Origin of the sequence: Pseudomonas sp. Sample_14 (assembly GCF_004307515.1) — a bacterium.
Lineage (GTDB): Bacteria > Pseudomonadota > Gammaproteobacteria > Pseudomonadales > Pseudomonadaceae > Aquipseudomonas > Aquipseudomonas atacamensis.
The window spans coordinates 1-22619 of sequence record NZ_RCOC01000059.1 but is presented as its reverse complement, the minus strand read 5'-3'; the positions used below and the strand labels follow the sequence as shown (position 1 = coordinate 22619).

Here is a 22619-nt window from a genome sequence, read left to right as displayed (position 1 = left end):
GTGCTCGGCCAAGATGGCCGGGCGCTGTTTTTCCAAGTACGTTTGAGGTGATTCCCATGATGAAAGGTGGCATGGCCGGCCTGATGAAGCAGGCGCAGCAGATGCAGGAAAAAATGGCCAAGATGCAGGAAGAACTGGCCAACGCCGAAGTCACCGGCAAGGCCGGCGGCGACATGGTCACCGTGGTGATGACCGGTCGTCACGACGTCAAAAGCGTGAGCATCGACCCAAGCCTGGTCGAAGGCCTGAGCGAAGACGACAAAGAGATGCTGGAAGCCGTGGTCGCTGCCGCCGTCAACGACGCCGTGCGCAAGATCGAAGCCAACAGCCAGGAAAAAATGGGCAGCATGACCGCCGGCATGAGCCTGCCAGCGGGTATGAAACTGCCATTCTGATTCGCCTTTGGGCGGCAGATGAGCTACACAAAATGCCAGGCATTGTGCCTGGCATTTTTGTTTCTGCCTGATGGACATATGCCGGCTGGACTGACGCCTTCGCGAGCAGGCTCGCTCCCACATTTGGAATGCATTCCCCTGTGGGAGCGAGCCTGCTCGCGAATGAAGTCACCTCGGCAAAACTGAAGAAACATCGAACACACCACCGCTACCAAGGTCTGCTCCCTATACACCGAATTCCCCATTCACAGGAGACGCTGACATGTCCGACCCTCTCACCCTCAATCAACGCTTCGTCCTCGCCTCGCGCCCGACCGGCGCGCCGACCCCGGAGAACTTTCGTCTCGAGCGCGAGGCGCTGCCGGATCTGCAGGACGGTCAGGTGCTGTTGAAAACCCTGTACCTGTCGCTCGACCCGTACATGCGCGGACGTATGAGCGACGCACCGTCCTACGCTGCGCCAGTGCAAATCGGCGAAGTCATGACTGGCGGCGCGGTCAGCCGGGTCGAGCAGTCCAATCACCCGAAATTCCACACCGGTGATCTGGTGGTTGGCGCCACCGGTTGGCAGAGCCACAGCATCAGCGACGGTCGCAACATCATGCCGATCCCGGCCGGCCTGCCGAGCCCGTCGATGGCCCTCGGCGTCCTGGGCATGCCGGGCATGACCGCGTACATGGGCCTGATGGACATCGGCCAGCCGAAAGAAGGCGAAACCCTGGTGGTGGCTGCGGCGTCCGGCGCCGTCGGCTCGGTGGTCGGGCAAGTGGCGAAGATCAAAGGTCTGCGCGCGGTCGGTGTGGCCGGTGGGGCCGAGAAGTGCAAATACGTCGTTGAGGAGCTGGGTTTTGATGCCTGCATCGACCACAAGGCCGACGACTTCGCCGAGCAATTGGCCAAGGCCTGTCCCAACGGCATCGACATTTATTATGAGAACGTCGGCGGCCATGTCTTCGACGCAGTCTTGCCGTTGCTCAATCCCAAGGCGCGCATTCCGTTGTGCGGCCTGATCGCCGGCTACAACGCCGCCGAAGCGCCGACCGGCCCGGATCGCCTGCCGATGCTGCAACGCACATTGCTCACCAAGCGTGTGCGTATTCAGGGCTTCATCGTCTTCGACGATTACGGTGATCGTCAGCCGGAATTCATCAGCCACATGGTGCCGTGGGTACGCGACGGCAAGGTGAAATTCCGCGAGGACGTGGTCGAAGGCCTGGAGCAGGCGCCCGAGGCGTTCATCGGTCTGCTGGAAGGGCGCAACTTCGGCAAACTGGTGGTCCGGGTCGCCCAGGACTGAGGATTTGACGCTGGCCAGAGGCGCGGGTATAAACCGCGTCTCGTTGTTTAGTCGGACTGTTTACCCATGAGCTTCAGCCCCTTGATTCGCCAACTGATCGACGCTCTGCGCACCTTGCCAGGCGTGGGTCAGAAAACCGCTCAGCGCATGGCGTTGCAGTTGCTCGAACGTGATCGCAGCGGCGGCACCCGTCTGGCCCAGGCCTTGAGCCAGGCCATGGAAGGCGTCGGCCACTGCCGCCAATGCCGCACGCTGACCGAAGACGATCTGTGCCCGCAATGCGCCGACCCGCGCCGCGATGACACGCTGCTGTGCGTAGTCGAAGGGCCGATGGACGTTTATGCGGTGGAGCAGACCGGCTTCCGTGGCCGCTATTTCGTGCTCAAGGGGCACTTGTCGCCGCTGGATGGCCTGGGGCCGGAAGCGATCGGCATTCCGCAACTGATGGCGCGGATAGAAGAGGCGGGGACCTTTACCGAAGTCATCCTCGCCACCAACCCGACAGTGGAAGGCGAGGCGACGGCGCACTACATCGCGCAGTTGCTCAACAACAAAGGCCTGGTCGCCTCGCGGATTGCTCACGGCGTGCCGCTGGGCGGTGAGCTGGAGCTGGTCGACGGCGGCACGCTGGCGCATTCGTTTGCCGGGCGTAAACCGATTTCCCTCTGAATTTGCGGCGTCTGAACTGACGCCTTCGCGAGCAAGCTCGCTCCCACATTGGTTGTGTGTCGTTCACAAATCCCCTGTGGGAGCGAGCCTGCTCGCGAATGGCGCGCCGCGGTCCATCTGATTCACACAATTTCATTGATAACCAAGCAAGCGCTCGGTTAACGTCGGCGAACCCTTCCGTGGAGCTCGCCCATGCCTGCCTTTCAGGAATACTTCGACCCCAGCCATCAATTGGTCCGCGACAGCGTCAGACGTTTCGTCGAACGCGAGATCCTGCCGGACATCGATCAGTGGGAAGAAGCCGAAAGCTTTCCCCGTGAGTTGTACCTCAAGGCCGGTGCGGCGGGCATTCTCGGTATCGGCTATCCCGAAGCGCTTGGCGGCAGCCATGAAGGCGATCTGTTTGCCAAGGTCGCCGCCAGTGAAGAGCTGATGCGCTGTGGCTCTGGTGGCCTGGTGGCGGGGTTGGGTTCGCTGGATATCGGCCTGCCGCCGATCGTCAAATGGGCGCGGCCTGAAGTTCGCGAGCGGGTGGTACCGCTGGTGCTCAGCGGCGAGAAAATCAGCGCGCTGGCGGTGACCGAGCCCGGCGGCGGCTCCGACGTCGCCAACTTGCAAACCCGCGCCGTGCGTGACGGTGACTGCTACCGGGTCAGTGGCAGCAAAACTTTCATCACCAGCGGTGTGCGCGCGGATTTCTACACCGTCGCGGTGCGTACCGGTGCGCCGGGGTTCGGCGGTATCAGCCTGTTGCTGATCGAGAAGGGCACGCCGGGTTTCAGTGTCGGTCGGCAATTGAAGAAAATGGGCTGGTGGGCGTCGGACACCGCTGAATTGTTCTTTGACGATTGCCGCGTGCCTGTAGGAAACCTCATTGGCGGAGAGAACATGGGCTTCGCCTGCATCATGGGCAATTTCCAGAGCGAACGGCTGGCGCTGGCGCTGATGGCCAACATGACGGCGCAATTGGCGCTGGAGGAAAGCCTGAAGTGGGCGCGCGAGCGTGAGGCGTTCGGCAAACCCATCGGCAAATTTCAGGTGATCAAACATCGTCTCGCCGAAATGGCCACGGCGCTGGAAGTGTCGCGCGAGTTCACTTACCGGCAAGCGGCGAAAATGGCGGCGGGGCACAGCGTAATCAAGGAGATTTCCATGGCGAAGAACTTCGCCACCGACACCTCGGACCGGATCACCACCGAAGCCGTGCAGATTCTTGGCGGGCTCGGTTACATGCGTGAAGGCCTGGTGGAGCGGCTGTATCGGGATAACCGCATTCTGTCGATTGGCGGCGGGACGCGGGAAGTGATGAATGAAATCATCAGCAAGCAGATGGGGCTCTAAAAGCGAAAGATCGTCCGATGCATGATCGTTCCCACGCTCTGCGTGGGAATGCAGCCCGGGACGCTCCGCGTCCCTATCGCAAGCTGGAACGCAGAGCGTCCCTTGAGGCATTCCCACGCGGAGCGTGGGAACGATCAATCTTTAGATCTTGATTATTTATCGGTCAAAGCAAACTGCGTCAGGCAAAACGTCGGAATACCCATATCCTGCAAGCGCTGCGAGCCTTGCAGCTCTGGCAGATCAATGATGGCCGCCGCTTCATGCACCCGCGCGCCCATGCGGCGAATCAGGTTGGCCGCTGCGATCAGCGTGCCGCCGGTAGCGATCAGGTCATCGAACATCACCACCGAATCGCCTTCACACAGGCTGTCGGCGTGCACTTCCAGGAACGCTTCGCCGTACTCGGTCGCATAACCTTCGGCGAGCACGTCCGCCGGCAGTTTGCCTTGCTTGCGGAACAGCACCAGCGGCTTGTTCAACTGATAGGCCAGTACCGAACCGATCAGAAAACCACGGGCATCCATGGCGCCGATGTGGGTGAAGTCGGCTTCGACATAGCGGTGGGCGAAGCTGTCCATCACCAGGCGCAGGGCCGTCGGCGACTGGAACAGCGGGGTGATGTCGCGAAAGATCACGCCCGGTTTCGGAAAGTCGATCACGGGGCGGATCAGGGATTTGATGTCGAAGGAGTCGAAGACCATCGGGGTGTCCTGGCAGGGCTGCAAACGGCGCAGTATACCCGCGGCTGAAACGATTCGCTCAACCGCGGGTCGTGATCAGCCTTCGATCGACCCGCCAGCCAGCGCGCACAACTGGATCGGGTCGAGGATGTGGATCTCCTTGCCCTCGGCGGCAATCAGCTCGTTCTGCTGGAAACGGGTGAACACCCGCGACACGGTTTCCACCGCCAGGCCCAGGTAATTGCCGATTTCATTGCGCGACATGCTCAGCCGGAACTGGTTGGCCGAGAAGCCGCGAGCACGGAAACGTGCCGACAGGTTGACCAGAAAAGTAGCGATGCGCTCGTCGGCGGTCTTCTTCGACAGCAGCAGCATCATTTGCTGATCGTCGCGAATCTCGCGGCTCATCACCCGCATCAACTGGCGGCGCAGTTGTGGTAATTGCAGCGCGAGTTCGTCGAGGCGTTCGAAGGGAATTTCGCAGACCGAAGTGGTTTCCAGCGCCTGGGCCGAGACCGGGTGTTTTTCGGTGTCCATGCCCGACAGGCCAACCAGTTCGCTCGGCAGGTGGAAGCCGGTCAGCTGTTCTTCGCCGGCATCGCTCAGGCTGAAGGTCTTCAGGGCGCCGGAGCGGACTGCATAAACGGAATCAAAGGTGTCGCCCTGGCGGAACAGGAATTCGCCCTTCTTCAGCGGGCGGCCGCGTTTAACGATTTCGTCGAGCGCATCCATGTCTTCCAGATTCAGAGAAAGTGGCAGGCAGAGCGGGGCCAGGCTGCAATCCTTGCAGTGGGCCTGGTTGTGAGCGCGCAGTTTGACTGGCTCGGACATTTCTTCAATCCTTGTGGGAAAACACACATAAGCCGTAAGGGTAACCCACGGAAGGACATTCAGGCCAGCACGCGGCGGCGTTGTCCTACAGACATAAAGCCGCAGCAGCTGCGGCCGATAACCCACTATCAGTACTCATCCAAGGAAGGCCCCGATGACCGCCATTGGCACGCTAAGCCCCGGTAGCAGCGGCATTGCTGCTTCGCCGGAGGTAACCGGTCCCGACGCTGCAATCGACCGCGACGACGCCTTGTCGAATGCGGCAACCCCGACCTTGGTCGAGGGCGTCAAAGTGTCGCTGTCCGGCGCGGCCATCGCCAAATCCGCCGCTGTCGGCGGCGAAAACAGTGACATCGACAACAGTGGCTTACCGGAGAACATCCAACAGTTGCTGAAGATGATTCGCAAGATCCAAAAAGAAATCATCGAGAAAAAAGCCCGCATGGCGGCGGTCATGTCAGACAGAACCCTCTCCAACGAGGAAAAGATCAACAAGCTCGCCGCATTACGTGGCGCCATCGCCGCCCTCAACAGCGGCCTGATCACCGCCAACCTTTCCTTGTCGAAAGTCATGAACCAGTCGGCGCTCAACCCTGATCAGAACCTCAAGGTCGGCTCGTTGCTGACCAAGCCTTAAATCACTCGGGAGAAACGCTGGCGGTTCTGCTGCTCCAGGTACGCATCGAAGACCATGCACACCGAGCGCACCAGCAATCGGCCAGCCGGCAGCACCTCGATGCGCTCGCGCTCGAACCTGATCAGGCCATCCTCGGCCATACCTTGCAACTGCGGCCAGAGCGCGCCGAAGTAGCCTTGAAAATCGATGTTGAACTGCTGCTCGATCTCGGCGAACTCAAGTTTGAAATTGCAGATCAGTTGCTGGATCACTGCGCGGCGCAAGCGGTCGTCAGCGTTGCACAACAGGCCGCGACTGGTCGCCAGCTGCGCGCTGGCCAGGCTGTTCTGATACGCGTTGAGGTCGCTGCTGTTCTGGCAGTACAGATCGCCGATCTGGCTGATCGCCGACACGCCCAGGCCAATCAGGTCGCAATGGCCGTGGGTGGTGTAGCCCTGGAAGTTGCGTTGCAGGGTGTGCTCTTCCTGGGCAATCGCCAGTTCGTCATCAGGCAGGGCGAAGTGGTCCATGCCGATGTAGCGGTAGCCGGCAGCGGTCAGTTGCTCGATGGTGCGCTGGAGCATTTCCAGCTTGTGCGCCGGGCTCGGCAAGTCGCTGCTGTTGATCCGCCGTTGCGGCATGAAGCGTTCCGGCAGGTGCGCGTAGTTGAATACCGAGAGGCGATCCGGTTGCAGACTGATCACTTCCTCGACGGTGCGAGCGAAGTTGTCTGGTGTCTGCTTTGGCAGGCCGTAGATCAGATCGATGTTGATCGAGCGAAACTGCAAAGTGCGCGCCGCATCGATCACCGCGCGGGTTTCTTCCAGGCTTTGCAGGCGATTGACTGCGCGCTGCACCGCCGGGTCAAGGTCTTGCAGGCCAATGCTGACCCGGTTGAAACCCAGTTCGCGCAGCAGGCCCATGGTCGACCAGTCGGCTTCGCGGGGGTCGATTTCGATGCCGTAATCGCCCGAATCATCGTTGAGCAGATTGAAATGCTTGCGCAGGTGCGCCATCACCTGGCGCAATTCGTCGTGGCTGAGAAAGGTCGGTGTGCCACCACCGAAATGCAGTTGCTCAACGGTTTGCGCCGGGTCGAGGTGACAGGCAATCAATTGGATTTCCTGCTCGAGCCGTTGCAGATACGGCTGCGCACGGCCGCGATCCTTGGTGATGACCTTGTTGCAGGCGCAGTAGTAGCAAATGTTCGCGCAGAACGGCACATGCACGTACAGCGACAACGGCCGCTGCGCCTTGCGGCTGTCGCGCAGGGCATGGAACAGGTCGAAAGTGCCGACCTGACCGTGAAATTGCACGGCGGTCGGGTACGAGGTGTAGCGTGGCCCCGCCAGATCGTAGCGGCGGATCAGATCAGAGTCCCAACGAATGGCGTCGAGCATGCGGGCATTCCCCCGGATAGGCTGGCAGTGTGGCGAGTCTAGGGGAGGGCGTTACAGGGCATCTTGATTTGCATCAACGGCGAGGATTTGTGTTGTTCGTGCGGGCGTCTTCGCGAGCAGGCTCGCTCCCACATTGGATTTGCAGCGTACTCAAGACCTGTTGGAGCGAGCCTGCTCGCGAAGGCCGCCCCACACATTTAATGGCCCATAAGCCAATGCTGATGCGGCCCGGGCAAGGTCCACAGGCCAAACACAATCACCAGCAAACCACCCGCCATGCGCACGCTGCGTTTGCGCAGGATCGCCGTGACCCGCTCAGCCGCCAGCCCGGTGGCGAGCAGCACCGGCCAGGTGCCGAGGCCGAAAGCGAGCATCAGCAATGCACTGTCCAGCGCATTGCCCTGACTCGCGCTCCACAGCAAGGTGCTGTAAACCAGCCCGCACGGCAGCCAGCCCCACAGCGCACCGAGCAGCAAGGCGCGCGGCAGGCTGGAAACCGGCAGCAAGCGATTCGCCACCGGTTGAATAAAGCGCCACAAACCACGCCCGAGCGCTTCGATACGGGTGAGCCCGCTCCACCAACCGGCCAGGTACAAGCCCATGGCAATCAGCAGCAACCCGGCCAGTACGCGCATGAACAGCGCCGCCGGGCTGTTGGCGACTGCCCAGCCGGCCAGGCCGATGAGCAATCCCGCCGTGGTATAACTGAGAATCCGCCCGAGGTTATACGCCAGCAACAGACTAAAGCGCCGGCTGCGCTGTTCTTTGGGAATCGCCAGGGTCAGCGCGCCCATCAGACCGCCGCACATGCCCAGACAATGGCCGCCACCAAGCAGGCCGAGAATCAGCGCCGAGACCAGCAGGGGCGCCAGTTCAAGCATGGGGTGGCGCCTTGTCGTCCGGTTTGCCGGCGTTGGCTTCGTCCACCGCAGCGGTGTGGTTGGGATCCTGATCGTCAAACAGGATGCTGTGCGCCGGGCCGTCGAGGTCATCGTACTGGCCGCTGTCCACCGCCCAGAAGAAGATGTACACGGCGATGGCGACGATCAGCAAGGCAGCGGGAATCATCACGTAGAGAGCTGGCATCGGTAACTCCAGGCCCGCGCGGCTCAGGCCGGCAGCGGGCGGGTTTGGGTCGGGCTGCCGGCGCCCGGCGCGCTCGGCAGGCGAGTCAGGCGCAGGGCGTTGAGCACCACGGTCAGCGAACTGATCGACATGCCGACCGCCGCCCACACCGGAGTGATCCAGCCGAGGGCGGCGAACGGCAACATGAGGCCATTGTACAGCGCTGCCCACAGCAGGTTTTCGATGATTACCCGGCGCGTGCGTCGCGCCAGTGTAAAGGCTTGCACCAGGGCGTCGAGGCGGTTGGACAGCAACACCGCATCGGCGCTGGTTTTCGCCAGATCGGTGGCCGAGCCCATGGCCACGCTGATATCGGCCGCAGCCAGTACCGGCACGTCGTTGACGCCGTCACCGAGCATCAACACTTTGCGTCCTTCCTTGTGCAGTTGTTGCAGCACTCGCAGTTTGTCATCGGGGCGCAAGCCGCCACGGGCCTCGTCGATGCCCAGTTCGGCGGCGACACTGGCGACCATCGGCGAACTGTCGCCGGACAACAGCAAGGTGCGCCAGCCCCGCGCTTTGCAAGCCGCGAGCAGAGCGGGGGCATCGTCACGCAGGCGATCATCGAGCACCAGCCACGCCAGCGGCCCGTGGGTGTCAGCGAGCAGCAACCATTGTCCGGCTTCATCAGGCATTGACGGCAGTGCCGCGCCGCTCAGGGCGCAGGCAAATTCGGCCTGACCGATGCGCAAGCGTTGCTCACCGACCACGCCTTCCAGGCCAAGCCCCGGTGTACTGTGCACGTCCTCGGCGGCCAGCGGCGCACGGCCGAAAGCGCGGGCAATCGGGTGTTCCGAACGGTTTTCCAGCGCAGCGGCGAGGCCCAGGCATTGCTCGCTGTCGAGCGCGCTGAGCGGGCGAATCGAGCGCAGCACCAAGCGACCTTCAGTGAGCGTGCCGGTCTTGTCGAAGATCACTGTGTCGATCTGGTTCAAGCCTTCCAGGACGTGGCCGCGGGTCAGCAGCAGGCCGAGTTTGTGCAGGGTGCCGGTGGCGGCGGTGAGGGCGGTCGGCGTCGCCAGCGACAGCGCGCACGGGCAGGTCGCCACCAGCATGGCGAGAACGATCCAGAACGCCCGCGCTGAGTCCAGCTGCCACCACAGCAGGCCGATCACTGCCGCAGCAATCAGCGACAGCAGCAAAAACCATTGCGCGGCGCGGTCGGCGATTTCCGCCAGACGCGGTTTCTCCGCCTGAGCGCGATCGAGCAGGCGCACGATCGCGGAGAGACGCGTGTCCTGTCCCAGCGCCTGCACTTGCACGGTCAATGCGCCTTCGACGTTGAGCGTGCCCGCAGTGACCGCATCACCGAGCGTGCGTGGCTGTGGCAGGTATTCGCCGGTCAGCAGCGATTCGTCGATGCTCGACTGGCCGTCGATGATCTTGCCGTCAGCCGGCAGAATCGAGCCCGGCTGCACCAGAATCCGCTCGCCCACGCGCAACTCGCTGAGCAGGATGCGTTCGCTCTGGCCATCGCTATCCAGGCGCAGGCACGAGGCCGGTAACAGGTTGACCAGTTGCGCGGTGGCAGCAGCGGTGCGTTCGCGGGCGCGGCGTTCCAGATAGCGCCCGGCCAAAAGAAACAGGGCGAACATGCCGACCGCATCGAAGTACAGCTCGCCGACCCCGGTGATCGACGTCCAGATCCCGGCGATGTAAGCGCTGCCGATCGCCAGCGACACCGAGACGTCCATGGTCAGGTGGCGGGTGCGCAGATCGCGCATTGCGCCTTTGAAGAACGGCGCGCAGCTGTAGAACACGATGGGTGTGGTGAGAAACAGCGCGACCCAGCGCAGGATTGTGTGCAGCTCCGGGCTCAGATCGATGTTGAATTCCGGCCAGGTGGCCATGGTCGCCATCATCGCCTGAAACCACAGCAACCCGGCGACGCCGAGCTGGCGCAGGGCCAGGCGATTCTCGCTGGCCAATTGTTCGCTCGCGCGATCGGACTGGTACGGGTGGGCGGCGTAACCGATGTGGCGCAGCTCGGCGAGGATCTGGCTCAGCGGCAATTGTGCGTCGGCCCAGCGTACGTGCAGGCGATGGTTGGACAGGTTCAACCGCGCTTCGGCGACGGCGGGGAGGGTGCGCAGGTGTTTCTCGATCAGCCAGCCGCAGGCGGCGCAACTGATGCCTTCCATCAACAAGGTGGTTTCGGCCAGATCGCCTTCGTGGCGCACGAAGGGTTGCTGCACGTCGGCGCGGTCGTACAGCGCCAGTTCATCAGTCAGTTGCACCGGCAGCGCTTCGGGATTGGCCGACGCTTCGCTGCGATGCTGGTAATAGCTTTCCAGACCACCGGCGACAATGGCTTCGGCCACCGCCTGACAGCCCGGGCAGCAGAACTCGCGGGCCTGCCCGAGGACGACGGCGGTGAAGCGGCTGCCGGACGGGACGGGCAGGGCGCAGTGGTAGCAGGGGGTTGGGCTGGTCATGGTGCGCGTTCCGATGATCGTTCCCACGCTCCGCGTGGGAATGCCTCCCCGGACGCTCCGCGTCCGCTTCGGCTGGGACGCGGAGCGTCCCTGGCTGCGTTCCCACGCAGAGCGTGGGAACGATCAGAGTAAGGCTTAGTTTTTCAGGTCTTCGGCACCCTGCAATGGCTCATCACCCAGCAGCAGTTCCTTGTCATGGCTGACCAGTTCTTCTTCAAACATGCGCCACACGTGCTCATCCTGGCTGCCAAGCAACTCGACAAACCGTCGCCCTTCAACCTTGTCGCTCAACTGGCCGATGTAGCGCCCGCTCTCGCTGCCACTGCGGGTCAAAACAATCTTGCGATCCTTCTCCGGCTGGGTCGGCGAGATCAGGTTCAGTTCCAGGGTTTGCGGCTGGCTGTCACCGTTCAAGCGCAGATCGACTTCACCGGTCACGTCATCCAGATGCACCGCCGCACGCAGCTTCAGGGTTTGCGCCAGCAGCTCGCGATCCAGTGAACGGTTGATGCCTTTGCCCGCTTCGTAATAGTTGTCGTTGACCAGATTGTCCGGGTTGTTCACCGCGATGGTCACCATGGACAGGGTCAAGGCCACCGAGCAGGCCAGAATCGCGATGATGATCCACGGCCAGAGGTGCTTGTACCAGGGACTTGCGGCGTTTGCAGCGGGCATGTTCAAAATTCTCTCAACGGATTTGTGGGCCGATGAATCGGCTCTTGGCTTCAACGTGGACGCTGTTGTCATCGGCGTCCTTGAGGATGAATTTCACCTCATTGGTACTCGATGGCAGTTGTTCCGGTGCGCTCGACAACTCGACCGGCATGCTGACGATATCGCCGGCAGCAACCTTGATCTCGCGCTTGCCTTGCAGGCGCAGGTCCGGCAGGCCCTCGGCTTGCAGCAGGTAAGTGTGGTCGCGCTGATCCTTGTTCATGATCTTCAGGCTGTAGACGTTTTCGATCCGGCCTTCAGCGTTTTCGCGGTACAGCACGCGGTCCTTGCTGACGTCGAAACCGACCAGTGAGCGCATGAAGAACGCGGCGACCAACAGGCTGATCATCGCCAGCAGCACTACGGCGTAGCCGATCAGGCGCGGTCGCAGTTTATGGGTTTTCTGCCCGGAGAGGTTGTGTTCGGTGGTGTAGCTGATCAGCCCGCGCGGGTAATCCATCTTGTCCATGATGCTGTCGCAGGCATCGATGCACGCAGCGCAGCCGATGCACTCGATCTGCAGGCCATCGCGGATGTCGATGCCGGTCGGGCAGACCTGCACGCACATCGTGCAGTCGATGCAATCGCCCAGCCCCAGCGCCTTGTAGTCGATGCCTTTCTTGCGCGGCCCACGGCTTTCGCCACGGCGCGGGTCGTAGGAAACGATCAGCGTGTCCTTGTCGAACATCACGCTCTGGAAGCGCGCATACGGGCACATGTAGATGCACACCTGCTCACGCAACCAGCCGGCATTGCCGTACGTGGCGAGGGTGAAAAAACCGACCCAGAAATACGACCAGCCATCGGCCTGACCGGTGAAAAATTCGATGACCAGTTCGCGTATCGGCGAGAAGTAGCCGACAAAGGTCATGCCGGTGACAAAACCGATCAGCAGCCACAGCGAATGCTTGGCCAGTTTGCGCAGGAATTTGTTGGCGCTCATCGGCGCCTTGTCGAGCTTGATGCGCTGGTTGCGGTCGCCTTCGGTGACCTTTTCGCACCACATGAAAATCCACGTCCACACGCTCTGCGGGCAGGTATAACCGCACCAGACGCGCCCGGCGTACACGGTGATGAAGAACAGGCCGAACGCGGCAATGATCAACAGCCCCGAGAGCAGGATGAAATCCTGTGGCCAGAAAGTCGCGCCGAAGATGAAGAATTTGCGCTCCGGCAGGTTCCACCACACCGCCTGGTGACCGCCCCAGTTCAGCCACACCGTGCCGAAATACAGCAGAAACAACGCCGCACCGCCAAGCATCCGCAGATTGCGGAACAGGCCGGTGAAGGCACGGGTGTAGATTTTTTCTCGTGAGGCATAAAGGTCGACGCTGTTGTTCGCGTTCTTGCTCGGCGGCGTGACGTCGTGTACCGGAATCTGATTGCTCATCATTGCATCCCACGGCAGTGGAAAAATGCCTCGGTCGATACGTGCCAACCGAAGTCAAAAAGGGCTGTTGCAGTAGCGTGATGATACGCCTGCCGCTCTGGCTCAAGGGTGCGACCTTTGGTCGCGTTGGGTAAAAAATGCGGATGGTGTAGCGATTGCGCAAAAGCCTGACGCAGATCAATTGACTTGATGAGTATGGACGGTTTTGCCGAAGCGGCTAGTTCATCTTTTCAATCGCTTGTTCAAGCAACAACTGTTGATGTCGCAAGTTGAACGACAAACCGTCCGTCGTTGCCACTTCGGCTACAAGAGCCACAGATTGAATTGGCTGCCTGTTACAAGTTGTTGGGTCTGAAATATATAAACTTGATTGTTGTTTATGAATGCTTTGAAGTTTTAGCTGTGTTCGCATAAGTTTTGCTCTCGCGAAATTCTTTTGCGTATTGATAGTTAATTTAAATGGAATTTAAAAGCATGAATTTGAATAATCTCAAGAGAATCTTTGTGGGTGCCTGGATGTTAGCTTCGGCTATTACCGCTCAGGCCACTACTGACATGCCGAAACACATGGTGTTTGCTTCGGATACTCAATATCCGTGGACGGACAAGACCGATCGCCGCATCCCCGAATCCGATTCCGAATTCAAGGAGCGCTCGAAATGGCTGGTGGAAACCCAACTTGCGAGCATTGCCGAATTCAGAAATCAACACGGCTCTCAAGCGCAGGTTCCCTTGATGATCAATGGTGATATAACCGCATTCGGGCATGGCTGGCAGCGCTCGTTCCTGAAGGATCTGCTGGATAAACATTTCAAGGGCGAATATCTCTACGGGCTTGGTAATCACGACTATGAAAACAATGTCGATGATTGCTTTAGCAATAGCTGTGCGGCAGGAAGTATCGTCGAGTTCAAAGAGCATCATGAAGGTAAGGTCGATAACTTTGATCTGAAGATTACCAGTGGCTTTCTGAGCAAGACCTATTCGGGCAGTCTCGCCTATTCGAAAAATATTGGTGAAGTGCATATGGTTCAGCTCAACAACGAACCGACCTATACCGCCCGGATTGCTCATCCATTGAACCCGACAACGTTCGAAATCAACGATGCGCTGGATTGGCTCGAGACGGATCTCAGGCTGGCGCGAGCGTCGGGCTACGCCATCATCATCAACATGCATAAACCGTTGAACCACATGGGAACCCAGGCGCAACAGAAACGCTTCTACGACATGGTTAACAAATATCGAGTGACGGCGATTTTTGCCGGCCATTTGCACAAGGACGGAGGTGATGCCTATCAGCAAGGTAACGTGCCCATGTACCTGAGCGGCAGTACCTCTCAGCAAACCTATCTGATTGCCAGTTTCACTGAGGATCGCAAGCAACTCCAGGTGTACCTGGTGAAGAACAACCAATGGCGCAATCGAACGTTGATCGACACCACTGTGGTGCATTCAATCTTCGCCCAACGCCCCTGACAAAAGCCCCGCCGCTGATAGGGCGGGGTATTCATCAGTCAGTTCGAGGACAATCGGTTTGTCACTTTCATAAGGGCACCGGCAAAAGCGCCTCCCGCCAAGACGCGAGGCGCTGGATATAGGGGGTAAATTCGGTGTTTTTTGCTGCCCTTGTCAGAGCAATCTACCGCCGCCGAGGCCGTCGAGTCCGCCACCGTTACCGGGGCTGATAATGGTTTTCTGCGATACCTCGAGTAACGGTTTCACAATTCGTTCGAACCCTGCCCTATGGGTCGAGCCGGGCTGAGGCTGATTTTGCAGTGTGCTTTGGTCGTCTTTCGACATTGGGGCTTCATCCTTGAAGTGGAGCCGATATGGCTTATCGGGGCGAAAAAAAACCTACCGTGCATCTCAGCTCAGGTCCATCGAGCAAGCGTTTCGAATCGTGAATGCCAGCATGAAAAAAGGCCCCGCCAATTCCCATTGGCGTGGCCTTTTTTGCTTCAAGCGTTGGCTTTACTCAGCCTTCGCCTCCGGTGCTTTTTCACCGTGAGACAGGCTGTAAACATACGCCGCCAGCAGGTGCACCTTGTCATTGCCCTGCAGTTGTTCCTGAGCCGGCATCTGGCCCTGACGGCCGTAGCGGATGGTCTGCTGCAGTTGCGCGAAGCTCGAGCCGTAGATGAATGCGCCCGGATGGGTCAGGTCAGGCGCACCCATGGCCGGGGTGCCTTTACCGGCAGGGCCGTGGCAAGCCACGCAGTTGGCGGCGAAGAGTTTCTGGCCGTTGGCCGGGTCGGCCTTGGTGCCTTCCGGCAGTTTGCGCCCGTCGAGATTGGTCACCACGAAGGCCGCTACGTCAGCCACGCCTTGCTCACCGATCACTTCCGCCCATGCCGGCATCACCGCGTGGCGGCCGCCCATGATGGTGGTCTTGATGGTTTCCGGCTCACCGCCCCAGCGCCAGTCGGCGTCGGTCAGGTTGGGGAAGCCATAGGCGCCCTTGGCGTCGGAACCGTGGCACACCGAGCAGTTGGACGCGAACAAACGGCCGCCCATTTTCAGTGCCTGCGGATCCTTGGCGACTTCTTCGATCGGCATCGCCGCGAACTTGGCGAAAATCGGACCGAAGCGAGCGTCCGAACGGGCCATTTCCTTTTCCCACTCGTGGACGCCGGTCCAGCCGGTCTGGCCGTTGGCGAACGCGGTCTGCTTCTCGGTATCCAGATAGTTGTAGCCCGGCAGCAGACCTTTCCAGTTGCCCAGGCCCGGGTACAGCACCAGATAACCCAGGGCAAAAATGATGGTGCCGACGAACAGCATGAACCACCATTTCGGCAGCGGGTTGTCGTACTCCTCGATCCCGTCGAAGGAGTGGCCGACCGTCTCGTCCGTCTGTTCGCTGCGCTGGCCCTTGCGGGTCGACAGCAGCAGCCAGGTCAGGGCGAAGATCGTACCGAGACTGAGGACTGTGACGTACAGACTCCAGAATGTAGTCATTCTTTGTTACTCCTAGAAGCTTGCTCGACGTGCTTGATGGCTTCGGGATCATCGGCAAAAGGCAGCATGGTCGCGTCGTCGAATTCCGACTTGCGCTTGGGGCTGAACACCCACAAGGCCAGACCGATGAAGGCCACCATCACGACCACGGTGCCCAGGCCTCGAATCATCCCGATATCCATCAGATTCACCGTTTGCTTTTGATGATGGTGCCCAGGCCTTGCAGATAGGCCACCAGCGCGTCCATTTCGGTTTTGCCCTTCACGGCATCCTGTGCACCGGCGATGTCTTCGTCGGTGTAAGGCACGCCGAGGGTGCGCAAGACTTCCATTTTTTTCGCGGTTTCCTTGCCGTCGAGCTTGTTTTCCACGAGGAACGGGTAAGCCGGCATTTTTGACTCGGGGACCACGTTGCGCGGGTTGTACAAGTGCGCACGTTGCCAGTCATCGGAGTAACGACCGCCCACGCGGGCCAGGTCCGGACCGGTGCGTTTGGAACCCCACAGGAACGGGTGGTCCCAGACGCTTTCACCGGCCACCGAATAGTGGCCGTAGCGTTCGGTTTCAGCGCGGAACGGGCGGATCATCTGCGAGTGGCAGCCGACACAACCGTTGGCGATGTATACGTCGCGGCCTTCCAGTTCCAGCGCCGAGCGCGGCTTCATGCCCTCGACCGGCTTGTTGGTGACGTCCTGGAAGAACAGCGGAACGATTTGGGTCAGGCCACCGACGCTGACGGCGATGACCATGAAGAAGGCCAGCAGGCCAATATTCTTCTCGACAGCTTCATGCTTCATCAGTGAGCTCCAACGACGGCAATCTTGGCGGCGGCTTCGGCTTCAACCGGATCCGACGCACGAACGGTGCGGTACACGTTGTAAGCCATCAGCAGCATGCCGCTGGCAAAGAAAGCACCGCCCAGCGCACGGACGATGAAGCCCGGGTGGCTGGCCTGCAGCGCTTCGACGAACGAGTAGGTGAGGGTGCCGTCATCGTTGATTGCACGCCACATCAGGCCCTGGGTGATGCCGTTGACCCACATCGAGGCGATGTAAAGCACGGTGCCGATGGTGGCGAGCCAGAAGTGCGCGTTGATCAGCCCGGTGCTGTGCATCTGCGCCCGGCCGAACAGTTTCGGGATCATGTGGTAGATCGCGCCGATCGAGATCATCGCTACCCAACCGAGGGCGCCGGCGTGTACGTGGCCGATGGTCCAATCGGTGTAGTGCGAGAGCGAGTTGACAGTCTTGATCGCCATCATCGGCCCTTCGAAGGTCGACATGCCGTAGAACGCCAGCGACACCACGAGGAAGCGCAGGATCGGGTCGGTGCGCAACTTATGCCAGGCGCCCGACAGGGTCATCATGCCGTTGATCATGCCGCCCCAGCTTGGCGCCAGGAGGATGATCGACATCGCCATGCCCAGCGATTGTGCCCAGTCCGGCAGGGCGGTGTAGTGCAGGTGGTGCGGGCCGGCCCAGATGTACAGGGTGATCAGCGCCCAGAAGTGCACGATCGACAGACGATAGGAATAGATCGGGCGTTCGGCCTGTTTCGGCACGAAGTAGTACATCATCCCGAGGAAACCGGTGGTCAGGAAGAAACCCACCGCGTTGTGGCCGTACCACCACTGGATCATCGCGTCAGTGGCACCGGAGTAAGCCGAATACGACTTGAACAGGCTGACCGGCAGCGACATGTGGTTGACGATGTGCAGCATCGCGGTGACGACAATGAACGCGCCGTAGAACCAGTTGCCGACATAGATGTGCTTGGTTTTGCGCTTGGTGATGGTGCCGAAGAACACCAGACCGTAAGTGACCCAGACAATCGCCAGCAGAATCGCGATCGGCCATTCCAGCTCGGCGTATTCCTTGGTGGTGGTGTAACCCAGCGGCAAGGTAATGATTGCGCCAACGATGACCGCTTGCCAGCCCCAGAAGGTGAAGGCCGCGAGGCTGTCGGAAATCAGTCGCGTCTGGCAGGTTCGCTGCACGACATAGTAGGAAGTGGCAAACAGTGCACAACCGCCGAAGGCGAAAATCACCAGGTTTGTGTGCAACGGGCGCAAGCGTCCAAAGCTCGTCCACGGCAGACCGAAGTTCAGTTCCGGCCAGACCAGTTGCGAGGCGATGAAGACACCGAGCCCCATGCCAAGGATCCCCCAGACCACCGTCATGATGGCGAACTGGCGGACTACCTTATAGTTATAAGCAGTCGGACTGATTGCTGTGCTCATTCTAAGGTTCCACGGTTTGGGTATTTTTATAGGGATAAAATCGGCCGCAAGTATGTATAAAGCAGGGGGTCATTGCAACGCGCCATGACCTGGGTCAATGCTTTCCAACGCTGATTCTGCGGCCTTTCCATGCGCCGCGTAGGGTCAAAAATGGCCTCTGACAAAATGTCGCAGTGCGCGTAAAAAGCTCGCAATCCGGATCGCCGTCAACGGTGCCCATTCTCAGGTCGTGATCGGGGGATTGCGGGCAATCGGCGCAACAGCCGTTATCTACCTGCGTTTGCGGCGAATCCATCAGCCGGTTCATGGTGCGCATTGTTCGGGATTGAACTGGAAACCGACTTCAGCCGGTCCGCTTCGATGAAGCGTAGACCCGAATCCGGGGTTCCGAAAGGAGAGGATCCAAGGGGTGCGACAATGCGTCGCAAAGGGGCGGGAAACTGCCGCAGCGAGAAAGCTGCGGCAGTGGTGTACGCAATTGCTATTTTTTGTTGTCTTCAGTTATCAGTTTTGCTGTGTTCAATCCGTGGCTAAGGCTGTACACATAAGCGGCAAGCAATTGCACTTTATCGTTGCCCAGCAATTCATTCTGCGCCGGCATATGCCCCTGACGACCATGGCGAATGGTCTGCTCCAGTTGGGTCAGGCTGGTGCCATAAATGAAGCCGGCCGGGTGGGTAAGATTCGGTGCGCCCATGGCAGGGGTGCCTTGGCCAGTTGCGCCGTGGCAAGCCACGCACGTGGTGCTGAACGCCTGCTGCCCGGCTTGCAGATCCGCCTTGCTGTCGGCAGGTAGCGGCAGGCCGGCCAGTTCGTGGCGCACATACGCGGCAACGTTTTTCACCCCGGCCTCACCGAGCACTTCGCCCCAAGCCGGCATCGCCGCCATGCGGCCGCCCATGATGGTGGTCTTGATCGTCTCGGCATCGCCGCCCCAGCGCCAGTCGCTGTCAGCAAGGTTAGGGAAGCCGAACGCACCCTTGGCATCCGAGCCGTGGCACACCGAGCAATTGGAGGCGAACAGACGACCACCCATTTTCAGCGCCTGCGGATCCTTGGCCACTTCTTCCAGGGGCATGGCGGCGAATTTGGCGAAGATCGGACCGAACCGGGCGTCCGCCTTGTTCATTTCCTTTTCCCACTCATGCACGCCGGTCCAGCCATCCTCGTAACCGGGCAGGATGCCTTTCCAGTTGCCCAGGCCCGGATACAGAACCAGATAGCCCACCGAGAACACCAGCGTGCCGGCGAACAGCATGAACCACCACTGCGGCAGCGGATTGTCGTATTCCTCGATGCCGTCGAAGCTGTGGCCCATGGTCTGGTCGACGCTGCCCTTGGTCTCGCCCCTGCGCGTGCCGATCAGCAGCCAGGTCAGGCCGATCAGGCTGCCAATGGTCAGTACGCAGATCCACGTACTCCAGAAGGTGGTCATGGCCGGGTACTCCTTGTTTCAGGGGCTGAAATTGTTTCGGGTAGTGGTTCGTCGGCGAACGGCAGCAGGCGTGCTTCGGCGAATTCCGGCGTGCGCTTGCGGTTGAACACCCACAAGGTCAAACCGACGAAGGCGACGAACACCACGACCGTGCCGAGGCCGCGGATCAGGCCTGCACTCATTTCAATGACCATGGCTCACCTCTTGCTCTTGATCGCAGTGCCGAGCACTTGCAGATAGGAAACGAGGGCGTCCATTTCGGTCTTGCCCTTGAGGCTGGCGACCGCGCCGCTGATGTCGTCATCGGTGTACGGCACGCCGAGGGTGCGCATGGTTTTCAGCTTGGTTTCGGTGTGGCTGCTGTCGACCGCTTGGGTGACCAGCCATGGATAGGCCGGCATCTTTGATTCCGGCACAACGTTGCGCGGGTTGTACAAGTGCGCGCGGTGCCAGTCATCAGAGTAGCGCGCGCCGACCCGCGCAAGGTCCGGACCGGTACGTTTCGAACCCCACAGGAACGGGTGATCCCAGACGCTTTCGCCGGCCACCGAGTAGTGCCCGTAGCGTTCGGTTTCGGCGCGGAACGGGCGAATCATCTGCGAGTGGCAACCGACGCAGCCTTCGCGGATGTAGATGTCGCGGCCTTCCAGTTGCAACGCGGTGTAGGGCTTCATGCCTTCCACCGGTTTGTTGGTGACGTCCTGGAAGAACAGCGGGACGATCTGGGTCAGGCCGCCGATGCTCACGGCGAACACCATCAGCAGCATCAGCAGGCCGACGTTCTTTTCAATCGTTTCGTGTTTCATGGCGGACTCCTCAGGCCATCTGCGCGGCAGCAACGACATCAGCAGGCTGGGAGGCCCGCACGGTGCGCCAGGTGTTGTAAGCCATCAGGAACATGCCGCTGAGGAAGATCGCCCCACCCACCAGCCGCACGATGAAGCCTGGGTGGCTGGCCACCAGGGTTTCGACGAAGGAGTAGGTCAGCGTGCCGTCCTCGTTCACCGCGCGCCACATCAGGCCCTGGGCGATGCCGTTGACCCACATCGAGGCGATGTAGAGCACGGTGCCGATGGTCGCGAGCCAGAAATGCGCGTTGATCAGGCCGACGCTGTGCATCTGCGCCTTGCCGAAGATTTTCGGGATCATGTGGTACAGCGCGCCGATCGAGATCATCGCTACCCAACCGAGGGCGCCGGCGTGAACGTGGCCGATGGTCCAGTCGGTGTAGTGGGAGAGGGCGTTGACCGTCTTGATCGCCATCATCGGCCCTTCGAAGGTCGACATGCCGTAGAACGCCAGCGACACCACGAGGAAGCGCAGGATCGGGTCGCTGCGCAACTTATGCCAGGCGCCCGAGAGAGTCATCATGCCGTTGATCATGCCGCCCCAGCTCGGTGCCAGCAGGATCAGCGACATCACCATGCCCAGCGATTGCGCCCAGTCCGGCAGCGCGGTGTAGTGCAAGTGGTGCGGGCCGGCCCAGATGTACAGGGTGATCAAGGCCCAGAAGTGCACGATCGACAGGCGATACGAATACACCGGACGCTCGGCCTGTTTCGGCACGAAGTAATACATCATGCCGAGGAAGCCGGCGGTGAGAAAAAAGCCCACGGCGTTGTGGCCATACCACCATTGCACCATGGCGTCGGTTGCACCGGCGTACACCGAGTAGGACTTGGTGAAACTCACCGGCAACTCGAGGTTGTTGACGATGTGCAGGATCGCCACGGTGATGATGAACGCGCCGAAGAACCAGTTGCCCACGTAGATGTGCTTGGTCTTGCGCTGCATGATCGTGCCGAAGAACACGATCGCGTAGGCGACCCAGACGATGGTGATCAGGATGTCGATCGGCCATTCCAGTTCGGCGTATTCCTTGGAACTGGTGTAACCCAACGGCAGGCTGATCGCCGCCAACAGGATCACCAGTTGCCAGCCCCAGAAGCAGAACGCGGCGATTTGCGGCGCGAACAATTGCGTCTGGCAGGTGCGTTGCACCGAATAAAAAGAGCTGGCGAACAGCGCGCAGCCACCGAAGGCGAAGATCACCGCGTTGGTGTGCAGCGGGCGCAGACGGCCGAAACTGGTCCAGGGCAAATTGAAGTTGAGTTCCGGCCAGACCAATTGCGCCGCGAGAAAAACCCCGAGGCCCATGCCGACGATGCCCCACACCACCGTCATAATGGCGAATTGGCGGACCACCTTGTAGTTGTAGGCGGTACTGATAGAAGTGTTCATGGTTCCCCATCCACGGTTCAGCCGAAGTGAGCGCGCGCAAACGACGCGAATCCTTCGCCTGGAGTTATAGGCAGACTAAAAGCGAGGCAAGCATGGACAAACAGCACAAGGCCAGTATTGACGGGGATCAATGGGCGCAGTGTGTGCTCGATCATGGGTGGCTTTGGGATGCCGCTGTTGGTGAGGCTTCGGCAACGCTGATTCTGGCGCACGGGGCGGGGGCGCCGATGGATAGCGAGTGGATGAACGACATGGCTGGGCGCCTTGCCGGGCTTGGGGTCAACGTGTTGCGGTTTGAGTTTCCGTATATGGCGCAGCGGCGGGTGGATGGGGTGAAGCGGCCGCCGAATCCTGCTGGCAAGTTGCAGGAATGTTGGCGGGAGGTGTTTGCGCTTGTGCGGCGTCATGTCGCTGGGGTTTTGGCTGTTGGCGGCAAGTCGATGGGCGGGCGGATGGCGAGTCTGGTGGCGGATGAGTTGGGGGTGGATGCGTTGGTATGTCTGGGGTATCCGTTTTATGCGGTGGGGAAGCCGGAGAAGCCTCGGGTTGAGCATTTGGCTTCGTTGCGCACGCGGGCGTTGATTGTGCAGGGGGAGCGGGATGCTCTGGGGAATCGCGAGGCGGTTGAGGGGTATTCGTTAGCGCCGGGGATTGAGGTGTTTTGGTTGGTGGCGGGGGATCATGATTTGAAGCCGCTCAAGGCTTCTGGCTTTACGCACTCCGATCATTTGGCGGGTGCTGCACAGAAGGTGGCTGAATTTCTCCGTGACTGATTTTGAGTCGGGCCGGACTTTGCGTTGCATGAAGATCGGCTCCCTTTCCCCCTCGCCCCCTTGGGGGCGGTCCGACGTTTC

General features: G+C 60.4%; 23 protein-coding genes. 7 read left to right on the top strand and 16 right to left on the bottom strand.

Annotated features, from left to right (window positions below):
- Positions 1-56: 56 nt before the first annotated feature.
- From D8U61_RS13555 to D8U61_RS13535, 4 genes are all read left to right on the top strand, one after another.
- A complete protein-coding gene (locus D8U61_RS13555; RefSeq protein ID WP_130927103.1) occupies positions 57-395 on the top strand; it encodes a YbaB/EbfC family nucleoid-associated protein in 339 nt (112 codons plus the stop codon).
- A gap of 262 nt (positions 396-657) precedes the next feature.
- Complete coding sequence (locus D8U61_RS13545) at positions 658-1692, top strand: NADP-dependent oxidoreductase (protein WP_024012324.1); 1035 nt, start codon at positions 658-660, stop codon at positions 1690-1692.
- Between the two features lie 66 nt (positions 1693-1758).
- Positions 1759-2361 (top strand): recombination mediator RecR, encoded by a 603-nt coding sequence (recR, locus tag D8U61_RS13540; protein WP_016773861.1) that lies wholly within the window; start codon positions 1759-1761, stop codon positions 2359-2361.
- Positions 2362-2553: 192 nt separating this feature from the next.
- Positions 2554-3702: an acyl-CoA dehydrogenase family protein gene (locus D8U61_RS13535; RefSeq protein WP_130927102.1), complete on the top strand. Its 1149-nt coding sequence runs from the start codon at positions 2554-2556 to the stop codon at positions 3700-3702.
- 152 nt (positions 3703-3854) lie between these two features.
- Here D8U61_RS13535 and D8U61_RS13530 read toward each other — a convergent pair whose 3' ends face one another.
- Together D8U61_RS13530 and fnr are read right to left on the bottom strand one after the other, a co-directional pair.
- Positions 3855-4403: an adenine phosphoribosyltransferase gene (locus D8U61_RS13530; RefSeq protein WP_024012326.1), complete on the bottom strand. Its 549-nt coding sequence runs from the start codon at positions 4401-4403 to the stop codon at positions 3855-3857.
- A gap of 75 nt (positions 4404-4478) precedes the next feature.
- The gene (gene fnr / locus D8U61_RS13525) at positions 4479-5213 is read right to left on the bottom strand and encodes a fumarate/nitrate reduction transcriptional regulator Fnr (protein ID WP_016773865.1); all 735 of its coding nucleotides are present in this window, start codon (positions 5211-5213) and stop codon (positions 4479-4481) included.
- 154 nt (positions 5214-5367) lie between these two features.
- Here fnr and D8U61_RS13520 point away from each other — a divergent pair, with 154 nt between their 5' ends.
- A complete protein-coding gene (locus D8U61_RS13520; protein ID WP_110646922.1) occupies positions 5368-5850 on the top strand; it encodes a hypothetical protein in 483 nt (160 codons plus the stop codon).
- Here D8U61_RS13520 and hemN read toward each other — a convergent pair.
- From hemN to ccoG, 6 genes are all read right to left on the bottom strand, one after another.
- Positions 5847-7229 (bottom strand): oxygen-independent coproporphyrinogen III oxidase, encoded by a 1383-nt coding sequence (hemN, locus tag D8U61_RS13515; protein ID WP_130927101.1) that lies wholly within the window; start codon positions 7227-7229, stop codon positions 5847-5849. The genes D8U61_RS13520 and hemN overlap by 4 nt on opposite strands.
- A gap of 197 nt (positions 7230-7426) precedes the next feature.
- Complete coding sequence (locus tag D8U61_RS13510) at positions 7427-8110, bottom strand: sulfite exporter TauE/SafE family protein (protein ID WP_130927100.1); 684 nt, start codon at positions 8108-8110, stop codon at positions 7427-7429.
- Complete coding sequence (ccoS, locus tag D8U61_RS13505; RefSeq protein ID WP_039763029.1) at positions 8103-8315, bottom strand: cbb3-type cytochrome oxidase assembly protein CcoS; 213 nt, start codon at positions 8313-8315, stop codon at positions 8103-8105. Before ccoS ends, D8U61_RS13510 begins: the two co-directional genes overlap by 8 nt.
- 23 nt (positions 8316-8338) lie before the next feature.
- On the bottom strand, positions 8339-10789 hold the full coding sequence (locus D8U61_RS13500) for a heavy metal translocating P-type ATPase (RefSeq protein WP_130927099.1): 2451 nt from the start codon (positions 10787-10789) through the stop codon (positions 8339-8341).
- A gap of 135 nt (positions 10790-10924) precedes the next feature.
- Complete coding sequence (locus D8U61_RS13495; RefSeq protein WP_041479088.1) at positions 10925-11464, bottom strand: FixH family protein; 540 nt, start codon at positions 11462-11464, stop codon at positions 10925-10927.
- Between the two features lie 13 nt (positions 11465-11477).
- Positions 11478-12893, bottom strand: a complete 1416-nt coding sequence (ccoG, locus tag D8U61_RS13490; protein WP_041479087.1) for a cytochrome c oxidase accessory protein CcoG — start codon at positions 12891-12893, stop codon at positions 11478-11480.
- 474 nt (positions 12894-13367) lie between these two features.
- On the opposite strand from ccoG, the gene D8U61_RS13485 reads away from it, so the two are divergent.
- On the top strand, positions 13368-14372 hold the full coding sequence (locus D8U61_RS13485) for a metallophosphoesterase (protein ID WP_130927098.1): 1005 nt from the start codon (positions 13368-13370) through the stop codon (positions 14370-14372).
- 495 nt (positions 14373-14867) lie between these two features.
- Here D8U61_RS13485 and ccoP (D8U61_RS13480) read toward each other — a convergent pair whose 3' ends face one another.
- From ccoP (D8U61_RS13480) to ccoN (D8U61_RS13445), 8 genes are all read right to left on the bottom strand, one after another.
- Entirely contained in the window at positions 14868-15851 is a 984-nt protein-coding gene (gene ccoP / locus D8U61_RS13480; RefSeq protein ID WP_024012333.1) for a cytochrome-c oxidase, cbb3-type subunit III, read from the bottom strand.
- Entirely contained in the window at positions 15848-16033 is a 186-nt protein-coding gene (locus D8U61_RS13475) for a CcoQ/FixQ family Cbb3-type cytochrome c oxidase assembly chaperone (RefSeq protein WP_016775513.1), read from the bottom strand. The genes ccoP (D8U61_RS13480) and D8U61_RS13475 overlap by 4 nt, the downstream gene beginning before the upstream one ends.
- 5 nt (positions 16034-16038) lie before the next feature.
- On the bottom strand, positions 16039-16647 hold the full coding sequence (ccoO, locus tag D8U61_RS13470) for a cytochrome-c oxidase, cbb3-type subunit II (RefSeq protein WP_007917161.1): 609 nt from the start codon (positions 16645-16647) through the stop codon (positions 16039-16041).
- Positions 16647-18089 (bottom strand): cytochrome-c oxidase, cbb3-type subunit I, encoded by a 1443-nt coding sequence (gene ccoN, locus D8U61_RS13465; protein ID WP_024012334.1) that lies wholly within the window; start codon positions 18087-18089, stop codon positions 16647-16649. The genes ccoO (D8U61_RS13470) and ccoN (D8U61_RS13465) overlap by 1 nt, the downstream gene beginning before the upstream one ends.
- A 481-nt stretch (positions 18090-18570) precedes the next feature.
- Positions 18571-19524: a cytochrome-c oxidase, cbb3-type subunit III gene (gene ccoP, locus D8U61_RS13460; RefSeq protein WP_130927097.1), complete on the bottom strand. Its 954-nt coding sequence runs from the start codon at positions 19522-19524 to the stop codon at positions 18571-18573.
- Entirely contained in the window at positions 19521-19718 is a 198-nt protein-coding gene (locus D8U61_RS13455; protein WP_016773878.1) for a cbb3-type cytochrome c oxidase subunit 3, read from the bottom strand. The genes ccoP (D8U61_RS13460) and D8U61_RS13455 overlap by 4 nt, the downstream gene beginning before the upstream one ends.
- 3 nt (positions 19719-19721) lie before the next feature.
- The gene (gene ccoO, locus D8U61_RS13450) at positions 19722-20330 is read right to left on the bottom strand and encodes a cytochrome-c oxidase, cbb3-type subunit II (RefSeq protein ID WP_003223389.1); all 609 of its coding nucleotides are present in this window, start codon (positions 20328-20330) and stop codon (positions 19722-19724) included.
- 10 nt (positions 20331-20340) lie between these two features.
- A complete protein-coding gene (gene ccoN / locus D8U61_RS13445; protein ID WP_130927096.1) occupies positions 20341-21765 on the bottom strand; it encodes a cytochrome-c oxidase, cbb3-type subunit I in 1425 nt (474 codons plus the stop codon).
- A 92-nt stretch (positions 21766-21857) separates the two neighbouring features.
- On the opposite strand from ccoN (D8U61_RS13445), the gene D8U61_RS13440 reads away from it, so the two are divergent.
- Positions 21858-22538: an alpha/beta family hydrolase gene (locus tag D8U61_RS13440; protein ID WP_110601388.1), complete on the top strand. Its 681-nt coding sequence runs from the start codon at positions 21858-21860 to the stop codon at positions 22536-22538.
- The last annotated feature ends 81 nt before the right edge of the window (positions 22539-22619 follow it).

Excerpts from the sequence above, each read along its gene's own strand:
- D8U61_RS13555 (WP_130927103.1), top strand. The coding sequence starts at position 57 with ATGATGAAAGGTGGCATGGCCGGCCTGATGAAGCAGGCGCAGCAGATG.
- D8U61_RS13545 (WP_024012324.1), top strand. The coding sequence starts at position 658 with ATGTCCGACCCTCTCACCCTCAATCAACGCTTCGTCCTCGCCTCGCGC.
- recR (WP_016773861.1), top strand. The coding sequence starts at position 1,759 with ATGAGCTTCAGCCCCTTGATTCGCCAACTGATCGACGCTCTGCGCACC.
- D8U61_RS13535 (WP_130927102.1), top strand. The coding sequence starts at position 2,554 with ATGCCTGCCTTTCAGGAATACTTCGACCCCAGCCATCAATTGGTCCGC.
- D8U61_RS13530 (WP_024012326.1), bottom strand. The coding sequence starts at position 4,403 with ATGGTCTTCGACTCCTTCGACATCAAATCCCTGATCCGCCCCGTGATC.
- fnr (WP_016773865.1), bottom strand. The coding sequence starts at position 5,213 with ATGTCCGAGCCAGTCAAACTGCGCGCTCACAACCAGGCCCACTGCAAG.
- D8U61_RS13520 (WP_110646922.1), top strand. The coding sequence starts at position 5,368 with ATGACCGCCATTGGCACGCTAAGCCCCGGTAGCAGCGGCATTGCTGCT.
- hemN (WP_130927101.1), bottom strand. The coding sequence starts at position 7,229 with ATGCTCGACGCCATTCGTTGGGACTCTGATCTGATCCGCCGCTACGAT.
- D8U61_RS13510 (WP_130927100.1), bottom strand. The coding sequence starts at position 8,110 with ATGCTTGAACTGGCGCCCCTGCTGGTCTCGGCGCTGATTCTCGGCCTG.
- ccoS (WP_039763029.1), bottom strand. The coding sequence starts at position 8,315 with ATGCCAGCTCTCTACGTGATGATTCCCGCTGCCTTGCTGATCGTCGCC.
- D8U61_RS13500 (WP_130927099.1), bottom strand. The coding sequence starts at position 10,789 with ATGACCAGCCCAACCCCCTGCTACCACTGCGCCCTGCCCGTCCCGTCC.
- D8U61_RS13495 (WP_041479088.1), bottom strand. The coding sequence starts at position 11,464 with ATGCCCGCTGCAAACGCCGCAAGTCCCTGGTACAAGCACCTCTGGCCG.
- ccoG (WP_041479087.1), bottom strand. The coding sequence starts at position 12,893 with ATGAGCAATCAGATTCCGGTACACGACGTCACGCCGCCGAGCAAGAAC.
- D8U61_RS13485 (WP_130927098.1), top strand. The coding sequence starts at position 13,368 with ATGAATTTGAATAATCTCAAGAGAATCTTTGTGGGTGCCTGGATGTTA.
- ccoP (WP_024012333.1), bottom strand. The coding sequence starts at position 15,851 with ATGACTACATTCTGGAGTCTGTACGTCACAGTCCTCAGTCTCGGTACG.
- D8U61_RS13475 (WP_016775513.1), bottom strand. The coding sequence starts at position 16,033 with ATGGATATCGGGATGATTCGAGGCCTGGGCACCGTGGTCGTGATGGTG.
- ccoO (WP_007917161.1), bottom strand. The coding sequence starts at position 16,647 with ATGAAGCATGAAGCTGTCGAGAAGAATATTGGCCTGCTGGCCTTCTTC.
- ccoN (WP_024012334.1), bottom strand. The coding sequence starts at position 18,089 with ATGAGCACAGCAATCAGTCCGACTGCTTATAACTATAAGGTAGTCCGC.
- ccoP (WP_130927097.1), bottom strand. The coding sequence starts at position 19,524 with ATGACCACCTTCTGGAGTACGTGGATCTGCGTACTGACCATTGGCAGC.
- D8U61_RS13455 (WP_016773878.1), bottom strand. The coding sequence starts at position 19,718 with ATGGTCATTGAAATGAGTGCAGGCCTGATCCGCGGCCTCGGCACGGTC.
- ccoO (WP_003223389.1), bottom strand. The coding sequence starts at position 20,330 with ATGAAACACGAAACGATTGAAAAGAACGTCGGCCTGCTGATGCTGCTG.
- ccoN (WP_130927096.1), bottom strand. The coding sequence starts at position 21,765 with ATGAACACTTCTATCAGTACCGCCTACAACTACAAGGTGGTCCGCCAA.
- D8U61_RS13440 (WP_110601388.1), top strand. The coding sequence starts at position 21,858 with ATGGACAAACAGCACAAGGCCAGTATTGACGGGGATCAATGGGCGCAG.